The organism is Winogradskya humida (genome assembly GCF_016862215.1).
GTDB lineage: Bacteria > Actinomycetota > Actinomycetes > Mycobacteriales > Micromonosporaceae > Actinoplanes > Actinoplanes humidus.
Genome location: NZ_BOMN01000025.1, coordinates 16,541 through 41,507, shown reverse-complemented (window position 1 = coordinate 41,507; position 24,967 = coordinate 16,541). Strand labels below are relative to the sequence as shown.

Below are 24,967 nucleotides of genomic sequence, written 5' to 3'. Positions count from 1 at the left end.
TACGCTCGTACTGCTAAAGCACGTGTCCCGTGAGAGGAGCGCCGGCCGATGGCGAAAATCAAGGTCAACAACCCGGTCGTGGAGCTCGACGGCGACGAGATGACCCGGATCATCTGGAAGCAGATCCGGGAGCAGCTGATCCTGCCTTACCTCGACGTCGACCTCGAGTACTACGACCTGTCGATCCAGTATCGCGACGAGACCGATGACCAGGTGACCATCGACTCGGCCAACGCCATCAAGCGACACGGCGTCGGCGTGAAGTGCGCGACGATCACCCCGGATGAGGCGCGCGTCGAGGAGTTCGGCCTCAAGAAGATGTGGCGCTCGCCGAACGGCACGATCCGTAACATTCTCGGCGGCGTTGTGTTCCGCGAGCCGATCATCATGGAGAACGTGCCCCGGCTCGTACCGGGCTGGACCAAGCCGATCATCATCGGCCGGCACGCGCACGGCGACCAGTACAAGGCGACCGACTTCGTCGCGCCGGGTGCGGGCAAGCTGACGATGACGTTCACGCCGACGGACGGCTCGGCGCCGATGGAGTTCCTAGTTTCGGACTTCCCGGCCGGTGGCGTGGCCATGGGTATGTACAACTACGACGAGTCGATCCGGGACTTCGCGCGCGCGTCGTTCCGTTACGGCCTGGCTCGTAACTACCCGGTCTACCTGTCGACCAAGAACACGATCCTGAAGGCCTACGACGGCCGGTTCAAGGACCTGTTCGCGGAGATCTTCGAGTCCGAGTTCGCCGAGGACTTCAAGAAGGCCGGGCTGACCTACGAGCACCGCCTGATCGACGACATGGTCGCCGCCGCGCTCAAGTGGGAGGGCGGCTACGTCTGGGCCTGCAAGAACTACGACGGCGACGTGCAGTCCGACACGGTGGCGCAGGGCTTCGGCTCGCTGGGCCTGATGACGTCTGTCCTGATGACCCCGGACGGCAAGACCGTCGAGGCCGAGGCGGCCCACGGCACCGTGACCCGCCACTACCGCCAGTGGCAGAAGGGCGAGAAGACGTCGACCAACCCGATCGCGTCGATCTTCGCCTGGACCGGCGGCCTCAAGCACCGCGGTCTGCTGGACGGGACCCCGGCGGTCACCGAGTTCGCGCTCGCGCTGGAGAAGGTCTGCGTCGAGACCGTCGAGGGCGGTCAGATGACCAAGGACCTCGCGTCGCTCATCGGCCGGGACGCCCCGTGGCTGACGACCGACGAGTTCATGAACGCCCTGGACGAGAACCTGGCGCGCAAGCTCGCCTGATTTTCGGTCACTCCGCCGCCGGCCCGCTCATGACGAGCGGGCCGGCGGTTGTGTTTCCGGGGACGTGCAACGGAATAGAATAAATGCGGCAAACCGCATGTTTAGGCTTCGTTACCAGGGGAAACGACGGTCGTTTACCCCAGTAGGACGGATGACGGCCGCGATGGCTGAGGAGTCGCCCGCCGGTTTGGCTGCCTTGTCCCGGGCGCCGACCGGTTCCTCTCGGCCGGCGCGGTCTGTGGGCGTGACGCCTGCCGTCCCTTCCCAGCGGGGGGCCTTGTCCCGGGCCCCCCGCCCCCAAATCCCCGCCCCCCAAATCCCCGCCCCTCAAATCCCCGGCCCGCGTGTGCCTGTCCGTCAGGGGCCGGGGCGAGGTTCGGACGGAACAGCCCATCCCTGCCGCGACCTGGGCTAACTCCGACGCGCGGTTGCGGTTCGGCGGGGTGTGGGCGGCGTCAGCTTCTGCGGGCGGCCGGTCTGGCCGCATGTTCCGCGGACAAAGAGGACACTTCGGGACCTTGGGGTATTCCGACGCTGCCGTCCAAGCCCAGGCGAAGAAGATCGCGAAGAAGATCGCGAAGAGGAAGCCCCGGAAGTACGTGATCGGGGTCGGCCTCGCCATCCTGCTCTCCTCGGGCGCGGGCTACGCGGCAGTGCACCTGTACGGCTAAGGAACGCTCAACGCCGAGGCGGCGACCATCAAGCCCCTCGAGGTGAGCGGGCAGAAACTGACCTGCCCGGTGCCACGGCGGACGAACCGTGGTGTTCCCGGGCACCGGCCGCAATGCGCACGAGGCCGCCCTGAGTGACAAAAAGCCGAGAGCAGAAGCCCGGCGGGGCTCGGAGAGAGGATCAGATGATGTCGCGCAGGGTCTGAGCGGCCTTCTCGGGGATGACGTCGTTGATGAACGAGCCCATGGCGGATTCGGAGCCGGCGAGGAACTTCAGCTTGTCGGCGGCGCGGCGGATGCTGAAGAGCTGCAGGTGCAGGTAGCCGAGCTCGCGGCCCTCGCCCGTGACGGCCTGGTGCCAGGCGGAGATGTAGGGCATCGGCTTGTCGAAGAGGGCGTCGAAGCGCTTCAGGATGTCCAGGTAGAGCGGGCCGAAGGCGTCCCTCTCCGCGTCGTTCAGGGCGGGGATGTCGAGGACGTGGCGGTTCGGGGCGATCTGGACCTCGAAGGGCCAGCGGGAGGCGGCGGGGACGTACGCCGTCCAGTGCTCGTTGGCGGAGATGATGCGGACGCCGGCTTTGATCTCGGCGGCGAGGACGTCGGCGTACAGGTTGCGGCCGCCGGTCTTCTCGGCGTGGCGGGACGCGGCCCTGAGCATGGCCTGGGTCCGGGGGGTGACCGTGGGGTAGGCGTAGATCTGGCCGTGGGGGTGGTTCAGGGTGACGCCGATCTCCACGCCGCGGTTCTCGAAGGGGAAGACCTGGGCGACGCCGGGCAGGGCCGACATCTCGGTGGTGCGGTCGGCCCAGACGTCGACGACCGTGCGGACCCGGGCCGGGGTGAGGTTGCCGAAGTAGCTGTTGTGGTCGCTGGTGAAGCAGACCACTTCGCAGCGGCCGACGCCGGGGCGGACGGGGACCAGGTCGGTCAGCGCGGTGATCTCGTCGGGCTTGACGCGGTCGCTGAACGACGGGAACTGGTTCTCGAAGGTGACCACGTCGTAGTCGGGCGCCGGGATCTCGCTGGCGAACTCCGGGGTGGACGGGCAGAGCGGGCACTTGTCCGAGGGCGGCAGGAAAGTGCGGGTCTGGCGGTGGGCGGCGACTGCTACCCATTCGTCGACCAGGGGGTCGTAGCGCAGCTGGGAAGTGGGCGGCGGGGGCGGGAGCTCCCGGGTGTCCGGCCATTCGTTGCGGTCGTGGAGCGGGGTCTCATCGAAATAGATGAGCTCCCGGCCGTCGGACAGCCGGATCGCTGTGCGCTTCTCGATCACTGGGCGCTCACCACCATGAGTTCGTTCACCTGTTCCGCGAGGATCGTGCGTGCTGTTTCGTCGAGCTGGTCGTCCGTGATGACCACGTCGGCGCGGTCGAGCGGGACGATAGAAGAAATGCCGACCGTTCCCCATTTGGTGTGGTCGGCGAGGACGACGAGGCGTTCCGCCGCTTCGACCAGGGCCCGGTTGACGTCTGCTTCCATGAGGTTCGGCGTGGTGTAGCCCGCGCGTTCGCTCATGCCGTGGACGCCGAGGAAGAGCATGTCGAGGTGCAGGGTGCCGATCGCCGCGACCGCGACCGGGCCGACGAGGGCGTCGGAGGGGGTGCGGGTGCCGCCGGTGAGGACAACCGTCTGGTCGGGGCGGCCGGCGCGGTAGAAGACGTCGGCGACCGGGATCGAGTTGGTGACCACGGTCAGGTCGGGGACGTCGACGAGGCGCTGGGCGAGACCCGCGGTGGTGGTGCCGGCGGAGAGGGCGATCGCGTCGCCGGGGGAGACGAGGGACGCGGCGCGCATGGCCATGGCGGCTTTTTCGGCGCGCTGGCGCACGGATTTGGCGGCGAATCCCGGCTCGTGCGCGGATCCTGGGCTGACCGTGGTCGCTCCGCCGTGTACCTTCGCGAGTAGGCCACGCTCTGCAAGCGTTTCCAGGTCGCGGCGGATCGTCATGTCGGAGACGTTGTATTCCGTGGCGAGCTCACTGACGCGCACGCCACCCGCGGCGCGCACCCGGTCAAGGATCGCGGCCTGTCTCTGCTGGGCGAGCATCAGCGCCCAGCCGCAAAGTGCACAAGAAGGCAGAGCGGGAACCGCACTATTTCGAACACGTGCGAACACTACCCGGTGAGCGGGTGTGCGCAAAAGAGTGTGTTAGATCCCTCGCCCGCGTTTGTGCAGCGCAGACAGCACGTTTTCCACCTTCACCGCTCCGGTCATCGCGGCGAGGGCGATAGCGGTGCGCGGTTCCTTCCAATTCGCGCGTACGGCCTCCTTGCTGAACTGCCAAGCCTGTGACCGGTTACCGGTGGCCGCGGACCAGCACGCGAGCTGCCCGTAGACGCGAGCGGCGCCCGGACCGCAGCCGCTGATCTCGGGGTGGCGTTGCATCATCCAGCGCAGCGAGGAGATCTTGGTGGCGTACTCGTACGCATAGTGCGAGGTCCGCCCCCACAGCACCCGCACCAGCGGCTCGTCCAGGTGCACGATCGGGTTCCGGCGCGCTGCCCGCAGCAGCAGGTCCCAGTCCTCGTTCTGGCTGCCCGGCGCATCCTCGGCGACGAGTCCGATCGCGTCCTCGCCCAGCGCGCTGCGGCGTACCAGAAAAGAAGAGGAGTGCAGCATCGCCAGGCGGGACCGGGCCAGCTCATCCACCGTGACCCGGCTACGGCCGGCCAGTCGCGGGGTGGTCCGGCCCTCGAACTCGACCTCGATGGCGCAGGTGGCGAACTCGGCCTCCGGCGCGGAGACCAGGGCGGCGACCTGGTGGCGCAGCTTGTCCGGCGCCCAGATGTCGTCGTCGTCGCAGAACGCCACGAACTCGGTGTCCAGGGCGAGGATCCCGGTGTTGCGGGCGCCGGCCAGCCCGGAGGTGCGCCAGTTGGTGAGGACGAGGACCTGGGCGCCCGGCAGTGAAGCGAGGAGGTAGTCGGGTTCGGTCTGGTCGTACACAACGATGATTTTCAAAGCGCCTGGGTAGTTCTGCGCGCGGACCGCGTCGAGCGTCTTGCGCAGCAGGGTGGGCCGGTCGCGGGTGGGGATGACAACGCCTACGGAAGGCCAGTTCATGACGGCTCCAGGGAGGGGTTGAGGGGGTAGCCGTACGCCCGCAGCATGGGCGCGCAGACGGCACCGACGAGTCGTCGCTGGCTACGAGGCAGCGAGCGGACCCAGGCGTCGTCGCGCCGCAGCGGCAGCCGCCCGACGGTGAAGCGCATCGGGTTGCCGGCCGCGCTGTGCCCGACGCCGAGGTCCGCATACCCGTCACCGAGGAAGTCCAGGTCCGACGGCTTGATCGTGAGGCCGGCGAATCCGGCCAGCGACAGCAGTGCGGTGCGCGGGTCCTCGAGGAACTGTTCGTAGCGGATCCGGCGCACGGGGACTCCGCGGCGGGCCAGCAGCCCGAAGGCCGCGTTGTGTGCGTTCCAGAGCAGGGCGGAGCGGCCGGGGGAGTAGCGCGTCATGTCGCTGCCGTCGGCCTCGGGGCGGGCGACGGTCTTGGTCCACGAGTACGCGACCCCGCGCGCGTCCCGCACCACGTGCACGACCCGCAGGTCGATGTCGTCGGCCCAGCGCAGCACGTGGGCGAGTGCGCTGTGCTTGGACGAGTCGACGACCACGGACGCGCCGGAGACCTCGGCCGCGGCGGCGTACACGCGGGAGTAGAAGCTCGCGTACTCGCGTACCTGGGGATCGGGGTGGTAAGCGCGAGCGAGCCGCGGGATGTAACGGGTCCGTTCCACCGCGTCGCGCAGCGCGTGCACCCGGTTCACGTCCACATTGGCCCAGCCGCCGAAGGCGAGGTCACCGACCCGGCGCCAGAACGAGCACGCCGCGAACCGGGAGCCGCAGCCGCAACGTTCGTTGTCCCGGATGTCGCGCTGCCAGAGGTGCACGATCTCGCCGAGCGTGCGGACCGACGGCAGCTCGCCGAGCAGACGTTCGACGAGTGTGGTACCGCTTCGTCCCAATCCGCCCAAATAAAGTACCCGTGCCACTTTGGCCCACCTTCACTCGTTTCGCTCCTATAACGAGCGAACAACGGGTAAGGAGGCGACGGGTGTCCATCGAGGCTTTCGAGCGCGTGCGGCTGGACGGCACGGGCTTCGACCCGATCACCGAGGGCGAGGTGGTCGCGGTGGTGCGCGAGGCGATCGCGACGGGTCGCGGCGGCCGGATCATCACGCCGAACATCGACATCCTGCGGCAGGCCCGGCGCGACGACGGCGCGCGGGCATACCTGAACAGCGCGGATCTGACCGTGGCCGACGGCATGCCCCTGGTCTGGGCGAGCCGGCTCAGCGGCACCCCACTGCCCGAACGGGTGGCCGGCAGCAGCCTGATCCGGTCACTCTCCGCGGGCCTTGCCCGCGACGGCCGGTCGATCTTCATCCTGGGTGGCAGGCCGGCCATGGACGGCCGCAAGGACGGTGCCGCCCGCGCCGGCGAGCGACTCGCCGCAGACCACCCCGGACTCACCATCGCGGGGACGCTCTGTCCCCCTCACGGCTTTGAAAATCACCCCAAATTGTACGCCCGGCAGCGCGCGACAATCGCAAAATCCAACCCGGACCTGGTCTTCGTCGGCCTCGGCTTCCCCAAGCAGGAGGCTGTGATCGACCGCCTCCGCGAGGCCCTGCCCCGAGCCTGGTTCATGGGCTGCGGCGCGGCCGTCAACTTCGTCGCGGGCGACATCGACCGGGCGCCACGCTGGATGCAGCGCACTGGCCTCGAATGGGCGCACCGCCTCGGCACGGAACCGAAGCGCCTCGCCGGTCGCTACCTCAGACACGACGCGCCGTACGCGCTCCGGCTCCTCGCCCAGGCGATCACTGATTGAAGTACGGGTCCTCGGTGAGCCGGGTGAAGGCGTCAAATGCGGGTTCGTCCCCGGTCAGCTGGAACTGCTGGTTGGGGCCGTTGCCGTCGGGGTCGGACTCGAAGTAGACGACGGCTTTGATCTGCGGGTTCGCCTTGAACGTGCGCTCGGCGTCCGACAGCCACGCCGCGCGCCCGGCCGAGCCCCACGCGCGGGCCACCCCGAACTCCCCGATGATGATCGGCTTCGGGTGCTCGGCGGCCCACTGCAGGAACGGGCCCATCAGCGCGCCGATCGGCTGGAACGCGTTGCCGGCGTACACGTCGACACAGGTCCAGTCCACCTGGTCGTCGCCGGGGTAGAAGGCCGGGGCGTCCCCGCGGGCGAAACCCTCGGCGGTCGGGCACCAGACCCAGGAGACGTTCTTCGTGTGCTCCTCGGCGAAGATCTCGCGGATGTGCTTGTACGCGGCGACGTAGTCCGCACCCGACCACATCGTGGCCCGCAGGTTGGGCCGGTCCATCTCCCACCGGATGCGCAGCAGCACCGGCGCGTCGACGGCCTTGATGGCCCGGGCCTGCTTGTGGATCAGCCGGTCGTAGTTGCCCGCGGTGATCGAGCGGTTGTCGCCGGTGGCCCAGCTGACCATCAGCGTCGCGCCCTCGCCGAGCAGCTCGTAGTCGGAGTCGGTGCCGACGAGCTGCTCGAAGCGGCGGTACGTGTTGACGATGTCCAGCGGCCGCCCGAGGTCGTCCTCCAGCGAGTCGACGGCCCGCAGCCGCCCCTTGTCGCTGAGGTCGGCCGGCTTGATCCACGCCCCGACGTACGCGCCCGAGGCCGGGGCGCCGACGGGCCCGGCCTCGAACGGTCCGGGGTTGACGGCGACCGCGGCCGGCGGGCTGGTCAGGTCGGGGGCCGGTGGCGGCTCGGGCTTCGGGTGCGAGGTGCACCCGGCGAGGGCGAGCACGAGGAGAAGCGCGGCAGCGCGACGCATGCAGCTACTTCCTGCGCCGCGCGGTGTAGAGCACGTTGACCGCCAGCCCGTCCGTGCCGGGCAGCGCGCGGGCTGCCGTGTCGATCGCCCGCGCCACCGGATTACGGCTCAGCGACTCGGTGAGCATGGTGAAGCCCTTGCGCTCGATGATGTCGAAGCCGTGCCGGTCCAGCAGCGTGACGATCTCGGCGTGCGAGAGCTCGGCGAACCAGCGTTCCCCCGAGTGCCGCCGTGCCCGCAGATGCCGCACCGAGCCGGCGTTCCCGTGGTTCTCCACGACCAGCACGCCCGAGTCGGGGGTCGACAGCACCTTCCCGGCGAACTCGATCGCCCGGTCGCGCACGGCCTCGTCCACATTGAGCAGCAGCCGGAACAGCGTCACGATCGCCGGATGCCCCGCCGGGACCGGGTTCGGGACCGGGCCGTCCGCCGGGATCTGGTGCCACTTCGCCTGCGAGCCGACCTGCTCCGCCTTGGCCATCATCTCGGCCGAGGTGTCGTAGCCGTGCGCCTCGCGGACCAGGCCGTGCAGCGTACGGATCGCCCGCCCGGTCCCGCAGGCGAAGTCGTGCTGCGCGGGGAGCTTGCGGCCGAACTGGCGGGCCACGAGGTCACGCAGGTACGCCTGCTGCCGCTCGTTGATCCGCGACGCGTAACTGTCCGGCGCGTACGTGATGTGCTCGTACTTCTCGACGGCGTCCGCGTCCTGGAACACCTTGGTGTAGTCCGTGGTCAAAGCGATCCTCTCGAGGGCTGTCGGGGTTTGAAGGCGTGGAGCGCGAGGCGGTGGCGCAGCAGCCAGGCGCCACCGGCGAAGGCGATCGCACCGAGGGCGGTGGACAGGCCGAGACCGATCGCACCCTCACCGGCGACCGCTGTCACAGCAAGGGGGAGTACGCCGAAGCACGCGATCGACAACGTTCCGGCGGCGAGCGTCCCGGGCCCGAACGGGTGCAGCCGCGCCGACCGCGCGACCTGCACGAGGGGCAGCAGGTTGTTGGCGACCATCGCGCAGGCCAGCCCGATCGCCGCGCCGAGCGCGCCGTACGCCGGGACGAGCAGCACGTCGAGCCCGATCGTGACGATGAGCGCGACGAGCACGTTGAGCAGGTTCCACGACGTACGCCCGGCCATCGCGAGCACCATGTCGACCATCCCGCACCCGGTGGCGACGAGCATCGCGCACGCCAGCACCACCACCACGGGCGCGCCGGACGTGTAGTGCCCGCCGAAGATCCGCAGGTAGACGGGCGCGTAGATGATCACCAGCAGGTTGATCGGCCACGTCACGAGCACCAGCCAGCCGGTCGCGGTCTGGTAGAGGTGACTCGCCGTGGCCCGGTCGCCGACCGCGAGGGCTTCGGCGAGACGCGGCTGCACGGACTGCGAGATGCCCTGGTTGGCGAACTGGATCAGCACCACGAAGCGGCCGGCGACGGCATAGACGGCCGCCGCGGCGAGCCCGCCGAGCGCCGCGACGAGCAGTACGTCCACGCGTTGCAGCGCGAGCTGCGCGACGCTGGCCAGCGCGCGCGGGCCGGTGAAGCGCCAGAAGTCGCGGCGCAGGGCGAGCCGTTCGCTGCCCCGGCTGCTGCGCTCGCGCGGTTTGCCGGAGCGGTAGACGCGGCGCAGGGCGAACGCTGCCAGCACGGTGACCGGCACATACGGGATCGCCCAGGCGAAGGCGAGCGCCGGCAGCGAGGAGGTGAACAGCAGGGCAGCCGTACCCACGCAGAGAAGTTGGAGAACGCTGCGGACCACGCGGTCGAGGGCCACGGTGGGGCGCATCGCCTTGTAGCCGCGGGTCGCGGTGAGCAGCGTGTCGGTCATCGCCTGGAACGGCAGGAAGACGGCGAGCATCCGGAGGCCCGCGGCGTGCTCGTCGAACGCCGGCGCCCACCACCACAACGCCCCGGCCAGCACGAACGACAGCACAAAAACCGGGATCAGCCCGGTACGCAGGCACGTGCCGAGCAGGTGGTCGCGATCCGTGGCACGGAGGCGGGCCAGCCAGTAGACGAGCCCGGTCGGCGTACCCAACTTGGCTAGACCGCCACCCAGCACGAAGGCCGCGGTCGCCGCGAAGAATGCGCCTGCTTGTTCCGTACCGAGCGCACGCGCGACGATCCACGTGACGATGACACCGGTGCCGCCCGCCAGCGCGGACCCCACCATGTTGGCGAGCCCCCCACGAGCGACGCCCCGCGTTTTGGATTCGGCGAGAGCAGGAGCCAGCGTCACGCTTTACGCCACACGGGTACGCGACCCAGCCAAGCCGTCAGCGCCTCATCGTGTGACGCGTAGTGGTTCGCCAGCTCGCGGCGCAGGCCGGGGTCCATGTCGGACCCGCGGGGCCGGGCGTTGTGCTGGTCGAACACGGGGCGCTTCATGTTGATCGGCAACCCGAGGAAGGCGCAGACCTCGTCGTAGACCTGTTCGGGCTGCGTGAAGAAGCGTTCGCTCTCGACGACGTGGATGCGTTCCCGGCCGACGTGCTGCGCCATGACGCTGAGGTAGCGCGCGTACTCGCCGCGGGCCTTGTAGGCGTGGTGCTGATGCGCGAACGAGTAGTACGCCGGATCGGAGGCGAGCTTGTCCTCCTGCCGGTGCAACCGGGCGGGTTCGAGGGCGAGCGCGTTGCCGAAGTCCCGCTCGTTCTCGTAACCCCGCGCGACCTCGTGATGATGCTGCGAGTAGGCGCGTTCGACCGGGTCGCGGACCAGCACCACGAGCTTCGCGGCGGGCAGGTCGGCGGCGATCCGGGCCGCGGCCTGCGGGTGATACATGTAGTACGGGCTCGACTCGAACGTTTGCGCCGGCACGCCGTGCAGCTCGCGGATCCGCTCGGCGTGCCGCTTGCGCGGGAAGTGCGCCTTGTACCAGGACATGCCACGGTCGTAGTCGATGTCGAAGTAGTGCACACCCTTGTGCAGGACGGCCTTGAGCACGACCGGATGGGCGGCGAGCGCGCGGTACAGCGACGTGGTGCCGCAGCGCTGACCGCCGCAGATGAGGAACGACGGTGTCATCCGGCTGGGCGAGGTGAGCCGCCCGTACGACCGTGACCCCAGGTGCACCACCCGTTTGACCGGCGAGGGAACCCTCCGCACATCCATTACAGCTCCTCAACCCTTCTGATGAGTACGGGTAGCAGCCACGTCCCGAGCACTCCCAGCCGGGCGCCGGCCTCGGCCTGGCGATCGGTGAGATAGCGGGTGGCGAGGTCGACCAGGTAGAGCAGCGCGGTCAGCTCACGCAGCTCGGTGGGTACGCCGAACGGGGCGAGCAGCTCATCGGCACGCCGCACGGTCGCCTCGACCGCCGACCTCGCGTCGCCGCTGGTCTGGATGCGGCGCTGCAGGTCGTGGTGCACGGCGTCGAAGCCGACGGGTACGCCGTTCGCGAACCGTTCCCAGTCCCACACCAGCAGCGCGTCCGCGAGGTTCGCCATGTTCCAGGGCGCCCAGTCGCCGTGCCACGCGCCGTACCGCATGCTCTGCTCGCCGGACCGCGCCACCAGCAGCTCGGCCGCCGCGGTCAGCGCCACCCCTTCCGGCCGGTCGCCGACGGACTGCAGCCGTCCCCGCAGGTCGTGCCAGTAGGCGCTCACTCCCAGTGACCCGTTGGTGTATCCGCAGCATCCGGCGATGTCGACCATCGCGGCGGCGAGCCGGCGCGGGGTCAGCGGTGCCCGCGGCAGCCACACCGGCAGCGCCGACTGGACCAGTACCTGCAGGCCACGCCACTGACCGGTGTGCAGCACCTTCGGCACGGTCAGCTTTTCCAGCCCGGTCTTGTCCAGCGCGATCAGCGCCGCGGTCTCGGCCTTCACCAGGCGCTGGGTGAGCGGCCCGATGCCGACCTTGCCGAAGCCGAACGTCTCGCCGTCCGGGCTGATCAGCTGGAGGACCGGTTTGCGGTTGGCCCGCGCGGGTCCGATGTGGATGCTGATCGACAGGTCCCGGCCGAGCGCCTCACGCAGGTAGCCGTCGATGCTCGCCGACGCGGGCCCGGTCACCCGCACCCGGTCGCGCAGCAGCACGCTCGACGCCCCGGTGCGCAGGGCCGCGACGACGGCGTCGCGCTTGAGCCGGGCGGCTCGGGACTGGGGTTCGGCATAGCGGCGTACGGCCGCCGCCGCGACCCGCCGTGACGTGGTGGGCACCAGCAGCCGGGGCCGGCGCGCATCCGGGACGACGAGGTATTCCGCGATCGGCTCGCCGTGCCGGTCGCCGCCGCCGCGATGCTGGCCGAACGTCAGCCCGGTCTCGCAGGGCGCCGGATAGAGCAGCTCCAGAACCTCGGTCAGGTACTGCGTCCGCAGCGCCGAGTCGCCGGCGGTCAGCTGCTCCGGCGCGGTCTTAACTGCCATGAACGTCCCCCTCGAGTTCGTTGCGCCAGAGCAGCGCGTAGGCCAGGAACATGAACGCCAGCGGGGTGGGGATGGCGTTGTACCAGAGCATCGCGGAGAACGAGCTGACGATCGCGGCTCCGGCGGCGATGCCGATCGGGGTGCGGTCACGGCGGAAACGCCACAGCCCGTACCCGAAGAAGGCCAGGTAGGCGATGGTGCCGACGGTGCCGTGGGCGTACATGAGCTGCCAGAGTTGCCCGTTGCCGCCGACGGTGAAGTTGCCGCAGCGCTCGCACGCGGAGCTCTCGCCGACGGTGATGGAGTTGCGCCCGCCGATGGTGTTGCGCGTGGAGCCGTACCCGATGATCGGTGACTCGGTGAAGCCGTCGACGGCGCGTTCGATCAGGAACGTACGCACGCCGTTGGACTTGCCGTTGTCGAGCCTGGCGTTCACCACGTCGCCCAGGGGGGTGGAGGTGAGCGCGATGGCGAGTCCGGCACCGGCCAGGCCCAGCGCCGCGAGGACCCACAGCCGGCCCATCAGCACGTAGCGTCCGGCGACGTAGAGGACCACGACGCCGACCCCGATCCACAGCCCGCGGTTGAGCGAGACCACGGCCGGCACGATCGCGACCACGAGGCAGAGCAGGGCGAGCACTTTCGGGCCGGTCCGGCGGGTCGCCCACGCGGCCACCACGACCCACCCCGCGAGAAGGCAGAAGTTGTTGCCCCAGGTGTTCGTGTAGCCCCAGGGCGCGGCCGGGCGGGGTTTCTCGGCGCCGACGATGTCCATGATCTGGGCCGCGTACGGGTGGACGAGCGACTGCACAAAGCCTTTGCCGCGTACGCCGTCCGGCAGCAGCCACTCGACCGGCGACGTGAACTCGAACTTCCCCGCGAAGACGCCGAGCAGCCCGCCCGCGACGGTGACGACGAACAGCCAGCCGAGCAGTCGCACCAGGCGGCGGCGGGACAGCTCGGACTCGGTGAGGTTGCCGGTGTAGAGCAGCAGGAGCGTCAGGGACACGTACATGACGAGCCGGTAGACGACCGCCAGCAGGCGATCGCCCGCGTGCTCGGCGACCGTCCCCGCCGGATCGGCACCCAGCGCCGCGATGCTGATCAGCACCGCGACCAGGAAGAGCGCCCACCAGCCGGCACCCGGGGGAAGTCGCAGCTCCCGGCCGGCAGCCCGGCGCCGGACCAGCAGCACAGCCATCGGCGCAGCCATGATCGGGAAGATCAGCACCCCGAGACCGAGCGCCCACCACAGCGGGTAGAAGGCGAGAATTGCCGCCACCGGCCAGGCCGGGAGCGCGGTCGGCCGTGGCGGTTCCGCGCTGTGTGCCCCGCGCAGCGCCCCGCCCGGGACGACCAGTGTCACTTCTTCTCGTCCGTGGGTTGCTCTTTCCTACCGGCACCGGCGGTGGCCTTCTCCGCCTTGATCACGGTGGTCACCTCACCGGCGCCCTCGATCTGGCGCGGGGCGCGGGCACCGGCCACGGTCGGCAGCTTCTGGGTGCGGTCGCTGTCGACGGCCGGCAGTTCCGGAGCCTGCTGCGCGCCCAGCGTGACCGCGGGCAGGTTCTCCTCCGCGATGCTGCGCGGCATCTTGCTGAGCTGCGGCAGCACCACCGCACCGAGCAGCCGGGTACCGACCCGGCGCAGCTGCTCTGCCGCGTCCAGCAGGGCCGGGCGCTTCGAGCGGCGCAGCTCGACGGCGAGGATGGCCGCGTCGGCGAGGCTCGCGAGGCTCTGCGCGTCGGCGCTGCTGCTCGTCGACGGCGCCTCGATGACGACGTAGGCGGCCTGCCGCCGCAACGCGTCCAGCGTGTCGCGCAGCCGCTGCGACTGCATCAGGCCCGCCGCGGTGGCCGCGCCGCCCGTCGTGATGACCCGCAGCGAGGGGATCCGCGGGGTGCGCTGCAGTACGTCCTTGAGCACGACCCGGCCGGCCAGCAGCTCGGACAGCCCCGGCGAGGTCGAGACCCCGAGCATCCGGGCCAGCGGCGCGGCGTCCATCACGCTGTCCGGCAGGTGCGCTCCGATCAGGACGACATCGCTTCCGGTACGAGCGAGCGACGTCGCCAGGTTCGCGGCCACGAGCGTCGTCGCGGAACCCCGGCTGGCCCCCGTGACCACGATGATCTGATCGCCGGCGGTGAGGCTGGCCAGGATCTCGTTGCGCAGCCGGTTGAAGATCCGCCCACCCGGCCCGTACGGCTGCAGGACATCGTCGAAGGTCGGCGTGGTCCGCTCGTCGAGGGCGGCGAGCACCGGGATCCGCCCCCGGTCCCGGACGTCGACGGCCGTGCGCAGCCGCCGGTCGAAGCGCTCGCGCAGGAATGCGCACACGAGCCCGAGCAGCAGACCGATCATCGCGCCGCCGGCGAGGTTCAGCATCGCGTTCGGGCTGACCGGTGACTCGGGCTCCCGCGCGTCGCTGATGACGCTGCCGGCGTTGATGGTCGCGGTGGTGAGCGCGTTGAGCCGGCCGGTCAGATCGTTGAGCTGGTTCTGCGAGTTGCTGCGCAGACTCTCCAGGTTGGAGCGCTCGGAACTGCCGCTGGGCGACCGGGACAGCTTGGTGTTGATCAGGTTGAGGCTGGCGTTCTGCTGCCGGACCTTCAGGTTGAGCGACTTGACCTGCTCATCCAGCACGGCCCGCGCGGTCTCGTCCCGGTTCAGCAGGTACGCCTCGGCGAACGCGTGCGACCCGGTCTGCGCGTCCCGTGCGTTGTCCGCCGAGAACCGGATCGTGAGAACCGTGGTGTTCGGCGGCACTTCGACCGAGACGTCGCGGGCCAGCTCCACGGGGGAGACCGGCGAGCGCATCAGCGCCCCGGCCCGGGTGGCCACCGCGCCGGAGACCACGAGCTGAGCCTCGTTGTCGAGGTTCACGGCGCCCTTGGTCCGGCCGTTCTGGGAGTTGGCATCCTGCTCGACCGGCAGCACCAGCACCAGGGTCGAGGCCTCGTAGACCTTCGGCATGACCCGGGTCAGCGCGACACCGGCCGCGACCCCCACCACGGTCAGCAGCAGCACCAGCCACCAGTGGCGGCGGAACACACCCAGGAAGTGCGAGAAATCGGCGGACGGGCGAGTCGCTTCCATCGGTACGGCGGCCCTTTCGCGGGTGGAATAGCTGCAACGGCGATCGGGCGTGTTGCCCCCGGAGGGGTAAACGGCTCGATCGGCGTTGCGTAACTACTCCGCCGCGACGTGTTACTTCATGGCGGGCTCCACCCAGCCGCTCTCCACTAGGTACGCCAGGACCTGATCGATGGCCTCGGGCACCGTGATGTCGGTGGTGTCGATCGTCAATTCGGCGTCGGCGGGCACCTCGTAAGGGTCGTCGATGCCGGTCATGCCTCGTAGCTGACCTGCGCGGGCCCGGGCGTAGAGGCCCTTGCGGTCGCGCTGCTCGCACACCTCGAGCGGGGTCGCCACGTGCACCAGCACAAAGCCCGCTCCCGCATCGGTGGCCATCGCGCGCACGGACGCGCGGGCGTCCTCGTACGGGGCGATCGGGCACGCGATCGCCATGCCCCGGTGCCGGCCGACCTCCGCTGCCACCCAGCCGATCCGTCGTACGTTGGCATCACGGTCGGCGCGGCTGAACCCCAGCCCGGCCGAGAGCTCTCGGCGTACGACATCGCCGTCGAGGAACGTGATCGTCCGCTCGCCGCTCTCCCGCAGCGAATCGGCCAGCCCGCGGGCGACCGTGGACTTGCCGGAGCCCGAGTAACCGGTGAAGAAGACCACCAGACCACGATGCCGGCGCGGCGGCCGGACCCGGGACAGCTCCTTGGCGACGGCCGGCGGGGTGTGCCAGTCGGGCAGCGGGAAACCCCGGTCGAGCAGGTCGTTGATCTCCTTCGGGCGCATCGCCAGCCGCCGGTTGCGCGGTGGGATGTCGTCACGCCAGCGCCACTGACCGTCCCGGTTGTCGTACGCCAGCTCACGCGGCACCAGTACCCGCAGGCCACCACCGGAGAGCATGTCCCCGGTGGACAGCACGTGCGTCACGCCGTAGGAGACGGCGACCCGCGCCCGCAGCAACGCGTCGCGCATCTCGTCGCCGCGGGTCATCAGCGGCACCGCCACGATCGTGGCCGGGGGCATCCGGTCGCGCGCGGCGAAGATCGCCCGGACCAGCGCCTCGGGCGGCAACCCGTCCGGCCCCGGGCCGACCACGGGAATGAAGATCAGCAGGTGGGCGGCGAGCGTGCGCGCGGCGTGCGCGATCTGCGCCAGCTGCGGGCGGTGCAGCGGCCGGTCGGCGATCACCCCGAGGACCCGTCCCGGTGGGAGCAGAGCCTTCACTTCTTCGGGCGTACGCCGCAAGCGCTGGAACGGCCCGTGCCCGCCGTCGCCCATCCGGCGGACCGTGCCACCGATCGCCCACATCCGATTGGTGGTCGGCCAGGCGTCGGTGACCTCGACGGCCGCGACCGGCGCACCCTCGGGGTCGGTGAGCACCACCGTGCGCCTAAGCGGATCGCCCAGGTCGAGGCGCTCGCCGAGCTCGGCCGGAATCTCGCAGGTCACCGCCACCGGCCACGACGTCCCGTCCGCCAAGCGGCCACGGCGTCGCAACGCCTGCAGATCCGCCCGGCCGAGAAACCCGGTCAGCGGCGCATAGGCACCGGACAACAACAACTCGAGGTCGGCGAGTTCGTGCGCGCGCGGCGTGTAGGACGGCGCGTCACGCAGCACATCCTCGGGCAGCACGGAACCGTCGTTCACCTGAGACTCCCCCTGCAGTGACTTGAGGGACAGTTTCTCAGTCGTGCTCCCCAAGGTCGAGCGGGGTCCTCCGTTACTGCCCTTTCCGTGGCGGTTGTGACCTGGATCACCATTGAGTGGCGAGTGGGACGAGGTCCGCGGCCAGCCGACGCCCGATATGCCCGATGAGGAGCCGCATGTCCTCGCAGTAGACCGTCGGGTTGCGGAATCCGTCGCCGGGCCGGAATCGATGCGCGTAGTGGCCGCCGCCGCACACGCGGTGGATCGGGCACTGCCGGCACGTTTCGGCGAGCGCTTCGACGCCGATCTGCCGTGCGACGATCCCGGGATGGCGCAGCGCCGCGTCGAAGGGGTCCGTGAGCACGTTGAGCCCGGTCGCGGCGGCACCCGGGTAGGCGCTCTTCAGCGAGTCGACCTGCTCGATCGACCCGTCGGTCTCGATCACCGCCACGGCGACGGGGCTCAGCCCGGCCTGCTCGGACCGGCCGTGGCCGCCGAGCACCAGGCTCATGACGTCCTCGAACAACCGGATCCGGGTCTCCTGCCGGGGTGCCGCGTACCAGCGGTCGAAGACCTCCACCAGCCACGCGCCGTGGGCCCGGCCCGGTGCCGGTGGGTTCGCCCAGTTCGTGTGGGGCAGCAGAAAATCGATCTCCGGCGGGGCGTACGCGAGCAGGCTCTCGTACGTCTTGACCGCATCGGCCGCGGGGTTGACCGTGCACAACAGCCCGGCGAAAACCCCCTTCCGGGCCCCGAGCAGCCGCAACGCCCTCTCCACCGCCCGGTAACTGCCCCCGCCGTCGCGGAAACGCCGGTGCCGGTCGTGGTCCTCCTCGACGCCGTCGACGCTCACCCCGATCCGGACGTCCTCCCCGGCCAGCGCGTCGAGCATCGCGTCGTCGAGCAGGACCCCGTTCGTCTGCATGCCGACGGTCAGCCGGCACCCGGACGGCATCGCGGCCCGCAGGTCACCGATCAGGCTGACCAGCCGGCGCGTTCCCGCGAGCAGCGGCTCACCGCCGTGCAGCACCACATGCACCCGGTCGAGCCCGTGCTGAGCGGCATGCTCGCCGATCCGCCGCGCCGCCGCCCGCCAGAGCGCCGGCGTGATGACCCTGGGCCGGTCCCGCCAGCTCTGATCGGCGAGCTCGTAGACATAGCAGTAGTCGCAGGCCAGATTGCAGCGCTGATGGACCTTCAACACGAATTCCCGCAACGGCGTCGGCCGCCACCCGCTGCTGCGGAGGCGGCCCACGTCGAGATCGCGATGTGGCCATCGCGGATCCGGGATTTCGGTCAGCTTGTCTCGCCCGCCATGGAGAAGCTCCGGAGCCGGTCGACAGAGGCGATGGCGCAGCCCAGGATGAAGATGGCCGCCATGATCACCGCGACCGGCAGGGAGACCTTGGATTCGAGCAGTGTGGTCGGCTCGATCTTGTCGGCGATCGTGATGACGTACTGCTCGATCGAGAGTACCCGGGTGCCGCTGACGAACCGGCCCAGCAGGCCTTCCCAGACCAGGATGTAGACCAGGCCGAGCAGGACCGGGCGGCGGGTCAGGAGGCTGAGCAGCAGGAACAGCGCGGAGTACGCGAATGCGCCGACCACGGCCGCCACGGCGAGAGCCAAGCCGAAACCTACGGAGTCGGCGAGCCAGCCCGCGACGAACAACGGGATCGCCGAGCTGAGAGCGCTGACGCCGACCGCCACGCCGAGCTTCGCGAGGATGATGTCGCGGCGGGGGAGCGGCTTGGTGAGGATGTGCACGATGGTGCCGTCGTCCACCTCGGAGCCGAGCACGCCGGTGCCCACGATCAGCGAGATCACCGGGAGGACCACGGCCAGCCCGAGCCCGACGAGGACCGGGACACCCCAGTCGGAGGGCGCGACGCCGGCCGCGCGGCAGAGCGCGGCCAGGCCGATCAGCAGGAGTGGCAGCGGCAGCAGGAGCAGGGCACGACGGCGGCCGAACAGGCCCCGCGCCGTGATCCAGGCGACGGTCGACATGTCAGGCCTCCAGCAGGTAGGAGAAGACGCTCTCCAGGGATTCGTCGGACGGGATCAGCTTGCGCAGGCGGATGCCCGAGTCGAGGGCGATGCGGGGCAGGGCGCGGGTGAAGCTGCCGTAGTCGGCGGCCCGTACGGTCATGCCGGTGGCATCGATCTCGACGCCGCTGACCGACTTCTCGCCGATCAGGGCGACGGCTAGGCGCCGGTCGTCGGAGGACTGCACCGCGAAGACGTGCGGGCGGTTGGTCATCAGGCGGCGGATGCGGCGGAAGTCGCCGGAGGCCGCGAGCCGGCCGGCCACGATCACCTGGACCGTGCCCGACACCTGCTCGACCTCCTCGAGGATGTGCGAGCTGAACAGGATCGTGTGGCCCTGGTCGCCGAGGCCGTGCAGCAGCTCCATCATGTGCATGCGCTGGCGCGGGTCCATGCCGTTGAACGGCTCGTCCAGGAGCAGGACCTGCGGGTTGTGCACGAGCGCCGCCGCCACCCGGGTGCGCTGGCGCATGCCCTTGGAATACGTCTCGATGCGCCGGTCGGCGGCGTCCTTCATCTCGACCATGCCCAGCGCCCACTCGGTGGCGGCCTTCGGGTCCGGCAGTTTCTGCATCCGCGCCGACGCCTCGATGAACTCGCGGGCGGTGAGGAAGCCGTGCACGGCCTCCCGCTCGGCGACCAGGCCCAGCCGGCGGTAGATGTCGGGGTTCCGCCAGGTCGGGGCGTCGTCCACGGTGACCGTGCCCCGTGACGGCGCGAGGAACCCGGCCATCATGTGCAGGATCGTCGTCTTGCCCGCGCCGTTCGGGCCGAGCAGACCGGTCACGCCCGGGTTGAGGGTCATGCTGATGTCGTTGACGGCGACGACGTTGCCGTACCAGCGCGACACGTTCTGCAGGTTCACGGTGGTCACAGCGAAGCCACCTTCCGGTAGCGGGCGAGCAGGAGCAGCAGGCAGCCGGCGATCAGCGTGATCGCCTCGATGAGGTACACCGGGCCGAAGCGGCCGATGAACAGGCCCGTGTTGGCGTCCGGGACCAGCCACTGACCGACGCCGCTGACCAGCGTCATCGGGCTGGCCAGACCGGCGAGCTCCTGGGCGTCGGTGGAGCGCAGGATGGAGAGCACCCCGACCACCGGAGTGGTCATCAGGAAGACGGCGACGATGCCACCGGCGGCGAACGCGCGCTTGCCGGTCAGCGACGCGATCAGCAGGCCGATGCTGGTGAACAGCAGCGCCCACAACAGGCTGTAACCCCAGGCCGGGAGCAGGTCGCCGAGCTCCTTCCAGACGTCGCTCATGCCATGCTTGGCGGTGAAGGCCGCGCCCAGGAACATGATGAACTGCGGCACGGCGAGCAGCGCCCACACGGCGGTCACCATCGCGGCGACCTTCGCGCCCACATAGTCGGCGGCACGCAACGGCCGGCTGAAGTAGAGCGGCAGCACCCCGGCGCGCATGTCGCGGGACACGAGCTCCGGCGCGACGATCGCCACGAAGAAGATGATCAGCCAGCTCATCGCGTCGGCGAACTGGATGTAGTTCAGCGGCAGGAGACCGGTCTGGGCACGCACGGCCGCGAGGATCACCGCGACCAGGCTGACGATCCCGAACACCAGCCACGGGAAGATCTTGGCCTTGGCGGAGCGGCCGAAACCGTACGCCGCGCGCAGCCCGTGCACGTAGAGCGAGTTGAACACCGCGCCGCGACCGAGCCGGGGGCCCTCGTAACGCTGGTATCCGATGTCATGGATGACGCTGGCTTCAGACATCAGCCTTCTCCCTCGGGGCGAAGAGCTCGGCCACGCGGTGGCGGCGCTGGTCAAGGCGGTGCAGCGGCAGATCCAGGTCGGCGACGGCCCGCAGGATCCGGTCGTACGTGTCCTCGCGCTCGAGCGGCACGAGCAGCACCCGCCCGTCCACGCGCACCGGCAGGTCGAGCTTTTCGAGGGCGTCGGCCAGTTCCTGCGTACCCTCCGAGACCTCGACCGCGAGAACGTCGCTGACCTCGGTCATGTTCGAGATGCGATCGGCGCGCAGCAGCTTGCCGCCCTCGATCGCGACCAGCGAGTCGCAGATCTGCTCGACCTCGCCGAGCAGGTGCGAGCAGGTCACCACGGAGATCCCGAACTCGGTGCCGATGCGGTGCACCAGCGCCAGCATCGCGTCGCGCCCGGCCGGGTCGAGCCCGTTGGTCGGCTCGTCGAGCAGCAGCAGATCGGGGTCGTGCACCAGCGCCTGCGCGAGCTTGACCCGCTGCTTCATGCCGGTCGAGTAGCCGCCGATCTGCCGGTAACGCTCCTCGTAGAGCCCCACGTGCCGCAGCGCCTCGGAGGCGCGCTCGCGCGCGGCCGTCCGCGGCAGACCGCTGATCCGCCCGAGGTGGGTGACGAACTCGGCGGCGGACACGTCCGGTGGCAGCGCGTCGTGCTCGGGCATGTAGCCGACCCTGTTCCGGACCTGGTCGGGCTGCACGGTCGGATCAAGATCGAAGACCCGGACCGTGCCGCTGGTCGGCGCGATCAGGCCCAGCATGATCTTGATGAAGGTGGACTTGCCGGCGCCGTTCGCGCCGACCAGGCCGACGATGCCGGGCTCGACATCGACGGTCAGGTTGTCGAGCGCGGTCACCCGCCCGCCGTATGTCTTGGTCAACCCTTGGGTCACGATGAGGCTCACGCGACTCAGAGTAGGGACGCCGCGCACCTGCGGGGATCGGTGATGACCCGGAGCGAACCCTGAGGTGATCACCCGTTTTCACCAGAAGTGACCAGCTGCTGGCTTACAGTCAGGGCCGTGCCCAATTCCCTGCGGTCCGACTGGGGCGAGCCCGACAGCGTGCTCGCCACCTACGTCACGCTCATGGACCACCTCATCGAGCCTGTCGACCCCGGCCCGATCCTGAGCCTCACCGTGGACGGCCTGCTGGTCAGCGGGGAGCTGATCCCGCAGTGGCAGTGGTTCGCGGAGCTCAGCGAGCTCAACGACCACGCCGACGCCTTCTACGTCGGCGTGGCCGAGAACGTCAAGGAACAGTCGGACCTCGCCCACGAGGCGACCAAGGTCCGCGACATCGGCGGCGAGATGACCCAGCGGCAATATGTCGCTCTTACCGCACCGACCCGCTACATCCACCTGCGCAACACGCTGATCTACCACCCGAACCAGGACGCGTCGGGCGACGGGGTGCTGTGGCGGGGCCGCCTGTCCGACGTCTCCGGATGGACTCCGGGAACGACGAACAAGCGCCCCTGACCTGCAGAAAATCGGTCAGCCGGTGTTGCGCATGCCGGCGGCGATGCCGTTGACCGTGGTGAGCAGGGCTCGCTCCAGGGCCGTCGAGTCCGACGGGGAGCGGCGGCCGCCCGGGGCCGTGGCCATCTGGCGTTCGGTTTCGCCCAGGTCGCGGTACTGGCGCAGGAGGGCGACCTGGAGGTGGTGGAGCGGCTCCAGGTAGGTGTCGCGGACGCCGAGGGTGCGGGAGAGCTCCGGCTGCGAGGACAGCAGGGTCTCGTGGCCGGTGATGTCGAGGATCTGCTCGACCGACTTGGCGTACTCCTCCTCGATCGTGGTGAAGATCGGGCGGAGCGCCTCGGGGACCAGGGTCTCGACGTAGCGGCGGGCGATGCTGAGGTCGGTCTTCGCCAGCATCATCTCGACATTGGAGATGAACGTGCGGAAGAACTGCCAGTTGGCGTACATCTCCTTGAGGACGTCGGACTGGCCCGCCTCGCGGACGGCGGTCAGGCCGGTGCCGACGCCGAACCAGCCAGGGACGATCTGGCGGGTCTGGGTCCAGCCGAAGACCCACGGGATCGCTCGCAGGCCGCCGAGGCCGGCGTCGGCGTTGGGGCGCTTGGACGGGCGGGAGCCGATGTTGAGCGCGCCGAGCAGCTCCGTCGGGGTCGCCGCCCAGAAGTACGCCGGGAGGTCCGGGTTCTCGACCAGTGCGCGGTACTGCTTGAACGCCGAGCCGGAGGCCAGGTCCATCGCCGCGTCCCAGCGGACCAGGGAATTCAGGTCGACCTGGGGCTCGGTGTGCAGCAGGGTCGCCTGCAGGACCGCCGCGACCGTGAGCTCCAGGTTCTCCCGGGCCAGGGCGGGCAGGGTGTACTTGTCGGAGATGACCTCGCCCTGCTCGGTGACCTTGATGGCGCCGTCGAGCGTGCCGTAGGGCTGGGCCAGGATCGCCTCGTGGGTGGGGCCGCCACCGCGGCCGACCGTGCCGCCACGGCCGTGGAAGAGCCGCAGGCGGACGCCGTGCCGGGCCGCCACGTCACGCAGCGCGCGCTGCGCCTTGTGGATCGACCACTGGCTGGTGGTGATGCCGGCTTCCTTGTTGCTGTCGGAATAGCCGAGCATGACCTCCTGCAGGTCACCGCGGGCCTTGACGATCTCCCTGTACGCCGGGAGCGACAGCATCTCGTCCAGCAGCTCACCACCGGCGTCGAGCTCGGCGGGCGTCTCCAGGAGTGGGACGATGCCGATCCGCGCGCGGGACGTGTGGATGTCGATCAGGCCGGCCTCGCGGGCGAGCAGCGTCGCGGCGAGCACGTCGTCGACGCCGAGGGTCATCGAGATGATGTAGGACTCGATCACCTCGGAGCCGAACCGGTCCTGGGAGTCGCGGATCGTGCCGAAGACGTCGAAGGTCTTGCGGGCCGAGTCGGTCAGCGGCGTGTCGGCCGAGGAGAGCGGGCGGCGCCCGGTCAGCTCGGTGGCGAGCAGCTTGGTGCGCTCCTCGCGGCTCAGCGCGTTGTAGTCGTCGACCTCGCCGACCTCGGCGTACATCTGGGCCAGCACCTCGTGGTGCTTCTCGGCGTGCTCGCGCACGTCGAGGGTGGCCAGCTGCAGGCCGAAGGCGGAGACCGTGCGGATCGCCGAGGCGACCGTGCCGACGGCGGTGAGCTGGCCGGAGTTGCGGGCCAGGGAGGCGCGGATCAGCTCGAGGTCGCCGACGAGCTCGTCGGTGCCGAGGTAGTCGCGGCCGGCCACGTGCGGGGACCCGCGGCGCAGGCGTTCGCGGGTGTTGGCGAGCTTCGCCTTGACGCAACGGACCTTGAGCCGGTAGGGCTCCTCGGCGTTGACCCGGCGGAACCGCTCGGCCACCTCGGGCAGCGCGTCGAGGTCGGCGGCGAGGCTGGCGGAGAGGTCGAGCGAGACCCCGCGCAGCCGGCGGGAGACCGACAGCTCGTCGATCAGCGCGTTCATCGCCTGCTCGGTGGCCTGAATGCCGTGCTCGTGCTGGATCATTAGCACGTCGCGGGTGACCGCCGGGGTGACGAACGGGTTACCGTCCCGGTCGCCGCCGATCCACGTGCCGAACGTCAGCGGGCGGGCGGTCGGGGCGGTCTCCACGCCGAGCTGGCGCAGGGTCTCCGCGAGGTCGTCGAGCACCTGCGGGGCGGCCTCGGCGTAGAGGTCCTTGAGGTAGTAGACCGCGTTGCGGGCCTCGTCGGTCGGGTCCGGCCGGTCGAGGCGCAGCTCGTCGGTCTGCCAGAGCAGGTCGATCAGCTCGGCGAAGCGCCGGGTCGACTGGCTGGTGTCCGACGCGCCGAACAGGATCGCGGCGCTGGCCTCGGCGTCGAGCGTGTCGGCCAGCTGGCGCAGCTTGGACAGGATCGAGCGGCGCGAGGCCTCGGTGGGGTGCGCGGTGAAGACCGGGCGCACCGCGAGGCGGCGGGCGGCCGCGGCGATCTCGTCGGCGGGCACCCCCTTCTCGGCGATGAGCTTGGCGGCCTGATCGAGCCAGCCACCGTCACGGGCCCGGCGGCGCCGCAGGTCCCGGGAGCGGTGCACCTGCTCGGTGATGTTCGCCAGATGGAAGTAGGTGGAGAACGCCCGCGCCAGCTTGGTGCCGGTGGTGACGTCCATGGCGGCGAGGCGCTCGGCGGCCGCCGGGGCGTCCGTGCGGACGAGCGCCCGGACCTCCTCGACGAGGTCCAGCAGCGGCTTGCCCTCCTGCCGCGCGAGGGTCTGGCCGAGCAGGGTTCCGATGCGACGGATGTCCGCGCGCAGCGCGGCATCGGGCCCGTCCGGATCTAGGTGGCCTTGCTGGTCTGTCACTGGGGCGCTCCTTTGCCTTCAGGTGCTCCAGGACGGCGCTGTCCCGACC

The 24,967-nt window shown here is 70.1% G+C and carries 22 protein-coding genes; 4 read left to right on the top strand and 18 right to left on the bottom strand.

Translation table 11 applies throughout. The features are described from left to right. Positions 1-48: 48 nt before the first annotated feature. Positions 49-1,263 carry an NADP-dependent isocitrate dehydrogenase gene (locus Ahu01nite_RS10575; protein WP_203836294.1) on the top strand — a complete coding sequence of 405 codons (1,215 nt, stop codon included), beginning with the start codon at positions 49-51 and terminating at the stop codon, positions 1,261-1,263. 518 nt (positions 1,264-1,781) lie between these two features. After that, positions 1,782-1,934, top strand: a complete 153-nt coding sequence (locus tag Ahu01nite_RS10570) for a hypothetical protein (RefSeq protein WP_203836293.1) — start codon at positions 1,782-1,784, stop codon at positions 1,932-1,934. A 181-nt stretch (positions 1,935-2,115) separates the two neighbouring features. Here Ahu01nite_RS10570 and galT read toward each other — a convergent pair whose 3' ends face one another. The 4 genes from galT to Ahu01nite_RS10550 all read right to left on the bottom strand — a co-directional run bounded on the left by galT (position 2,116) and on the right by Ahu01nite_RS10550 (position 5,926). Next, complete coding sequence (galT, locus tag Ahu01nite_RS10565) at positions 2,116-3,207, bottom strand: galactose-1-phosphate uridylyltransferase (RefSeq protein WP_203836292.1); 1,092 nt, start codon at positions 3,205-3,207, stop codon at positions 2,116-2,118. Beyond that, the gene (locus Ahu01nite_RS10560; RefSeq protein WP_203836291.1) at positions 3,204-3,980 is read right to left on the bottom strand and encodes a DeoR/GlpR family DNA-binding transcription regulator; all 777 of its coding nucleotides are present in this window, start codon (positions 3,978-3,980) and stop codon (positions 3,204-3,206) included. Before Ahu01nite_RS10560 ends, galT begins: the two co-directional genes overlap by 4 nt. A gap of 102 nt (positions 3,981-4,082) precedes the next feature. Then, entirely contained in the window at positions 4,083-4,997 is a 915-nt protein-coding gene (locus tag Ahu01nite_RS10555; protein ID WP_203836290.1) for a glycosyltransferase family 2 protein, read from the bottom strand. Further along, positions 4,994-5,926 (bottom strand): sulfotransferase, encoded by a 933-nt coding sequence (locus Ahu01nite_RS10550; RefSeq protein WP_203836289.1) that lies wholly within the window; start codon positions 5,924-5,926, stop codon positions 4,994-4,996. Before Ahu01nite_RS10550 ends, Ahu01nite_RS10555 begins: the two co-directional genes overlap by 4 nt. Before the next feature lie 62 nt (positions 5,927-5,988). Here Ahu01nite_RS10550 and Ahu01nite_RS10545 point away from each other — a divergent pair, with 62 nt between their 5' ends. Beyond that, a complete protein-coding gene (locus Ahu01nite_RS10545; RefSeq protein WP_203836288.1) occupies positions 5,989-6,768 on the top strand; it encodes a WecB/TagA/CpsF family glycosyltransferase in 780 nt (259 codons plus the stop codon). Here the strand turns inward: Ahu01nite_RS10545 and Ahu01nite_RS10540 are convergent. The 13 genes from Ahu01nite_RS10540 to Ahu01nite_RS10480 form a co-directional block, all read right to left on the bottom strand. Next, positions 6,758-7,741, bottom strand: coding sequence for a glycosyl hydrolase (locus tag Ahu01nite_RS10540; RefSeq protein ID WP_203836287.1), 984 nt, complete (start codon positions 7,739-7,741; stop codon positions 6,758-6,760). The genes Ahu01nite_RS10545 and Ahu01nite_RS10540 overlap by 11 nt on opposite strands. Positions 7,742-7,745: 4 nt before the next feature. Next, on the bottom strand, positions 7,746-8,477 hold the full coding sequence (locus tag Ahu01nite_RS10535; RefSeq protein WP_203836286.1) for a class I SAM-dependent methyltransferase: 732 nt from the start codon (positions 8,475-8,477) through the stop codon (positions 7,746-7,748). Beyond that, positions 8,474-9,982 carry a lipopolysaccharide biosynthesis protein gene (locus Ahu01nite_RS10530; protein WP_275411731.1) on the bottom strand — a complete coding sequence of 503 codons (1,509 nt, stop codon included), beginning with the start codon at positions 9,980-9,982 and terminating at the stop codon, positions 8,474-8,476. The genes Ahu01nite_RS10535 and Ahu01nite_RS10530 overlap by 4 nt, the downstream gene beginning before the upstream one ends. Further along, positions 9,979-10,857: a sulfotransferase family protein gene (locus tag Ahu01nite_RS10525; RefSeq protein ID WP_203836284.1), complete on the bottom strand. Its 879-nt coding sequence runs from the start codon at positions 10,855-10,857 to the stop codon at positions 9,979-9,981. The genes Ahu01nite_RS10530 and Ahu01nite_RS10525 overlap by 4 nt, the downstream gene beginning before the upstream one ends. Beyond that, entirely contained in the window at positions 10,857-12,113 is a 1,257-nt protein-coding gene (locus Ahu01nite_RS10520) for a hypothetical protein (protein ID WP_203836283.1), read from the bottom strand. Before Ahu01nite_RS10520 ends, Ahu01nite_RS10525 begins: the two co-directional genes overlap by 1 nt. Further along, entirely contained in the window at positions 12,103-13,479 is a 1,377-nt protein-coding gene (locus Ahu01nite_RS10515; RefSeq protein ID WP_203836282.1) for an O-antigen ligase family protein, read from the bottom strand. The genes Ahu01nite_RS10520 and Ahu01nite_RS10515 overlap by 11 nt, the downstream gene beginning before the upstream one ends. Beyond that, positions 13,476-15,209: a tyrosine-protein kinase domain-containing protein gene (locus Ahu01nite_RS10510; protein ID WP_203836281.1), complete on the bottom strand. Its 1,734-nt coding sequence runs from the start codon at positions 15,207-15,209 to the stop codon at positions 13,476-13,478. The genes Ahu01nite_RS10515 and Ahu01nite_RS10510 overlap by 4 nt, the downstream gene beginning before the upstream one ends. Before the next feature lie 111 nt (positions 15,210-15,320). Next, positions 15,321-16,844 carry an adenylyl-sulfate kinase gene (cysC, locus tag Ahu01nite_RS10505; RefSeq protein ID WP_203836280.1) on the bottom strand — a complete coding sequence of 508 codons (1,524 nt, stop codon included), beginning with the start codon at positions 16,842-16,844 and terminating at the stop codon, positions 15,321-15,323. 106 nt (positions 16,845-16,950) lie between these two features. Then, complete coding sequence (locus Ahu01nite_RS10500; RefSeq protein WP_239158764.1) at positions 16,951-18,099, bottom strand: FxsB family cyclophane-forming radical SAM/SPASM peptide maturase; 1,149 nt, start codon at positions 18,097-18,099, stop codon at positions 16,951-16,953. 41 nt (positions 18,100-18,140) lie between these two features. After that, positions 18,141-18,851, bottom strand: a complete 711-nt coding sequence (locus tag Ahu01nite_RS10495; protein ID WP_203836279.1) for an ABC transporter permease — start codon at positions 18,849-18,851, stop codon at positions 18,141-18,143. A gap of 1 nt (position 18,852) precedes the next feature. Then, on the bottom strand, positions 18,853-19,764 hold the full coding sequence (locus Ahu01nite_RS10490; protein WP_203836278.1) for an ABC transporter ATP-binding protein: 912 nt from the start codon (positions 19,762-19,764) through the stop codon (positions 18,853-18,855). Further along, entirely contained in the window at positions 19,761-20,624 is an 864-nt protein-coding gene (locus Ahu01nite_RS10485) for an ABC transporter permease (RefSeq protein WP_203836277.1), read from the bottom strand. The genes Ahu01nite_RS10490 and Ahu01nite_RS10485 overlap by 4 nt, the downstream gene beginning before the upstream one ends. Then, a complete protein-coding gene (locus tag Ahu01nite_RS10480) occupies positions 20,617-21,531 on the bottom strand; it encodes an ABC transporter ATP-binding protein (protein ID WP_203836276.1) in 915 nt (304 codons plus the stop codon). Before Ahu01nite_RS10480 ends, Ahu01nite_RS10485 begins: the two co-directional genes overlap by 8 nt. A 117-nt stretch (positions 21,532-21,648) precedes the next feature. On the opposite strand from Ahu01nite_RS10480, the gene Ahu01nite_RS10475 reads away from it, so the two are divergent. Beyond that, entirely contained in the window at positions 21,649-22,107 is a 459-nt protein-coding gene (locus Ahu01nite_RS10475) for a GvpU-like protein (RefSeq protein WP_212999939.1), read from the top strand. Between the two features lie 15 nt (positions 22,108-22,122). Here Ahu01nite_RS10475 and ppc read toward each other — a convergent pair whose 3' ends face one another. After that, positions 22,123-24,918, bottom strand: coding sequence for a phosphoenolpyruvate carboxylase (gene ppc / locus Ahu01nite_RS10470; protein ID WP_203836274.1), 2,796 nt, complete (start codon positions 24,916-24,918; stop codon positions 22,123-22,125). Positions 24,919-24,967: the final 49 nt, after the last annotated feature.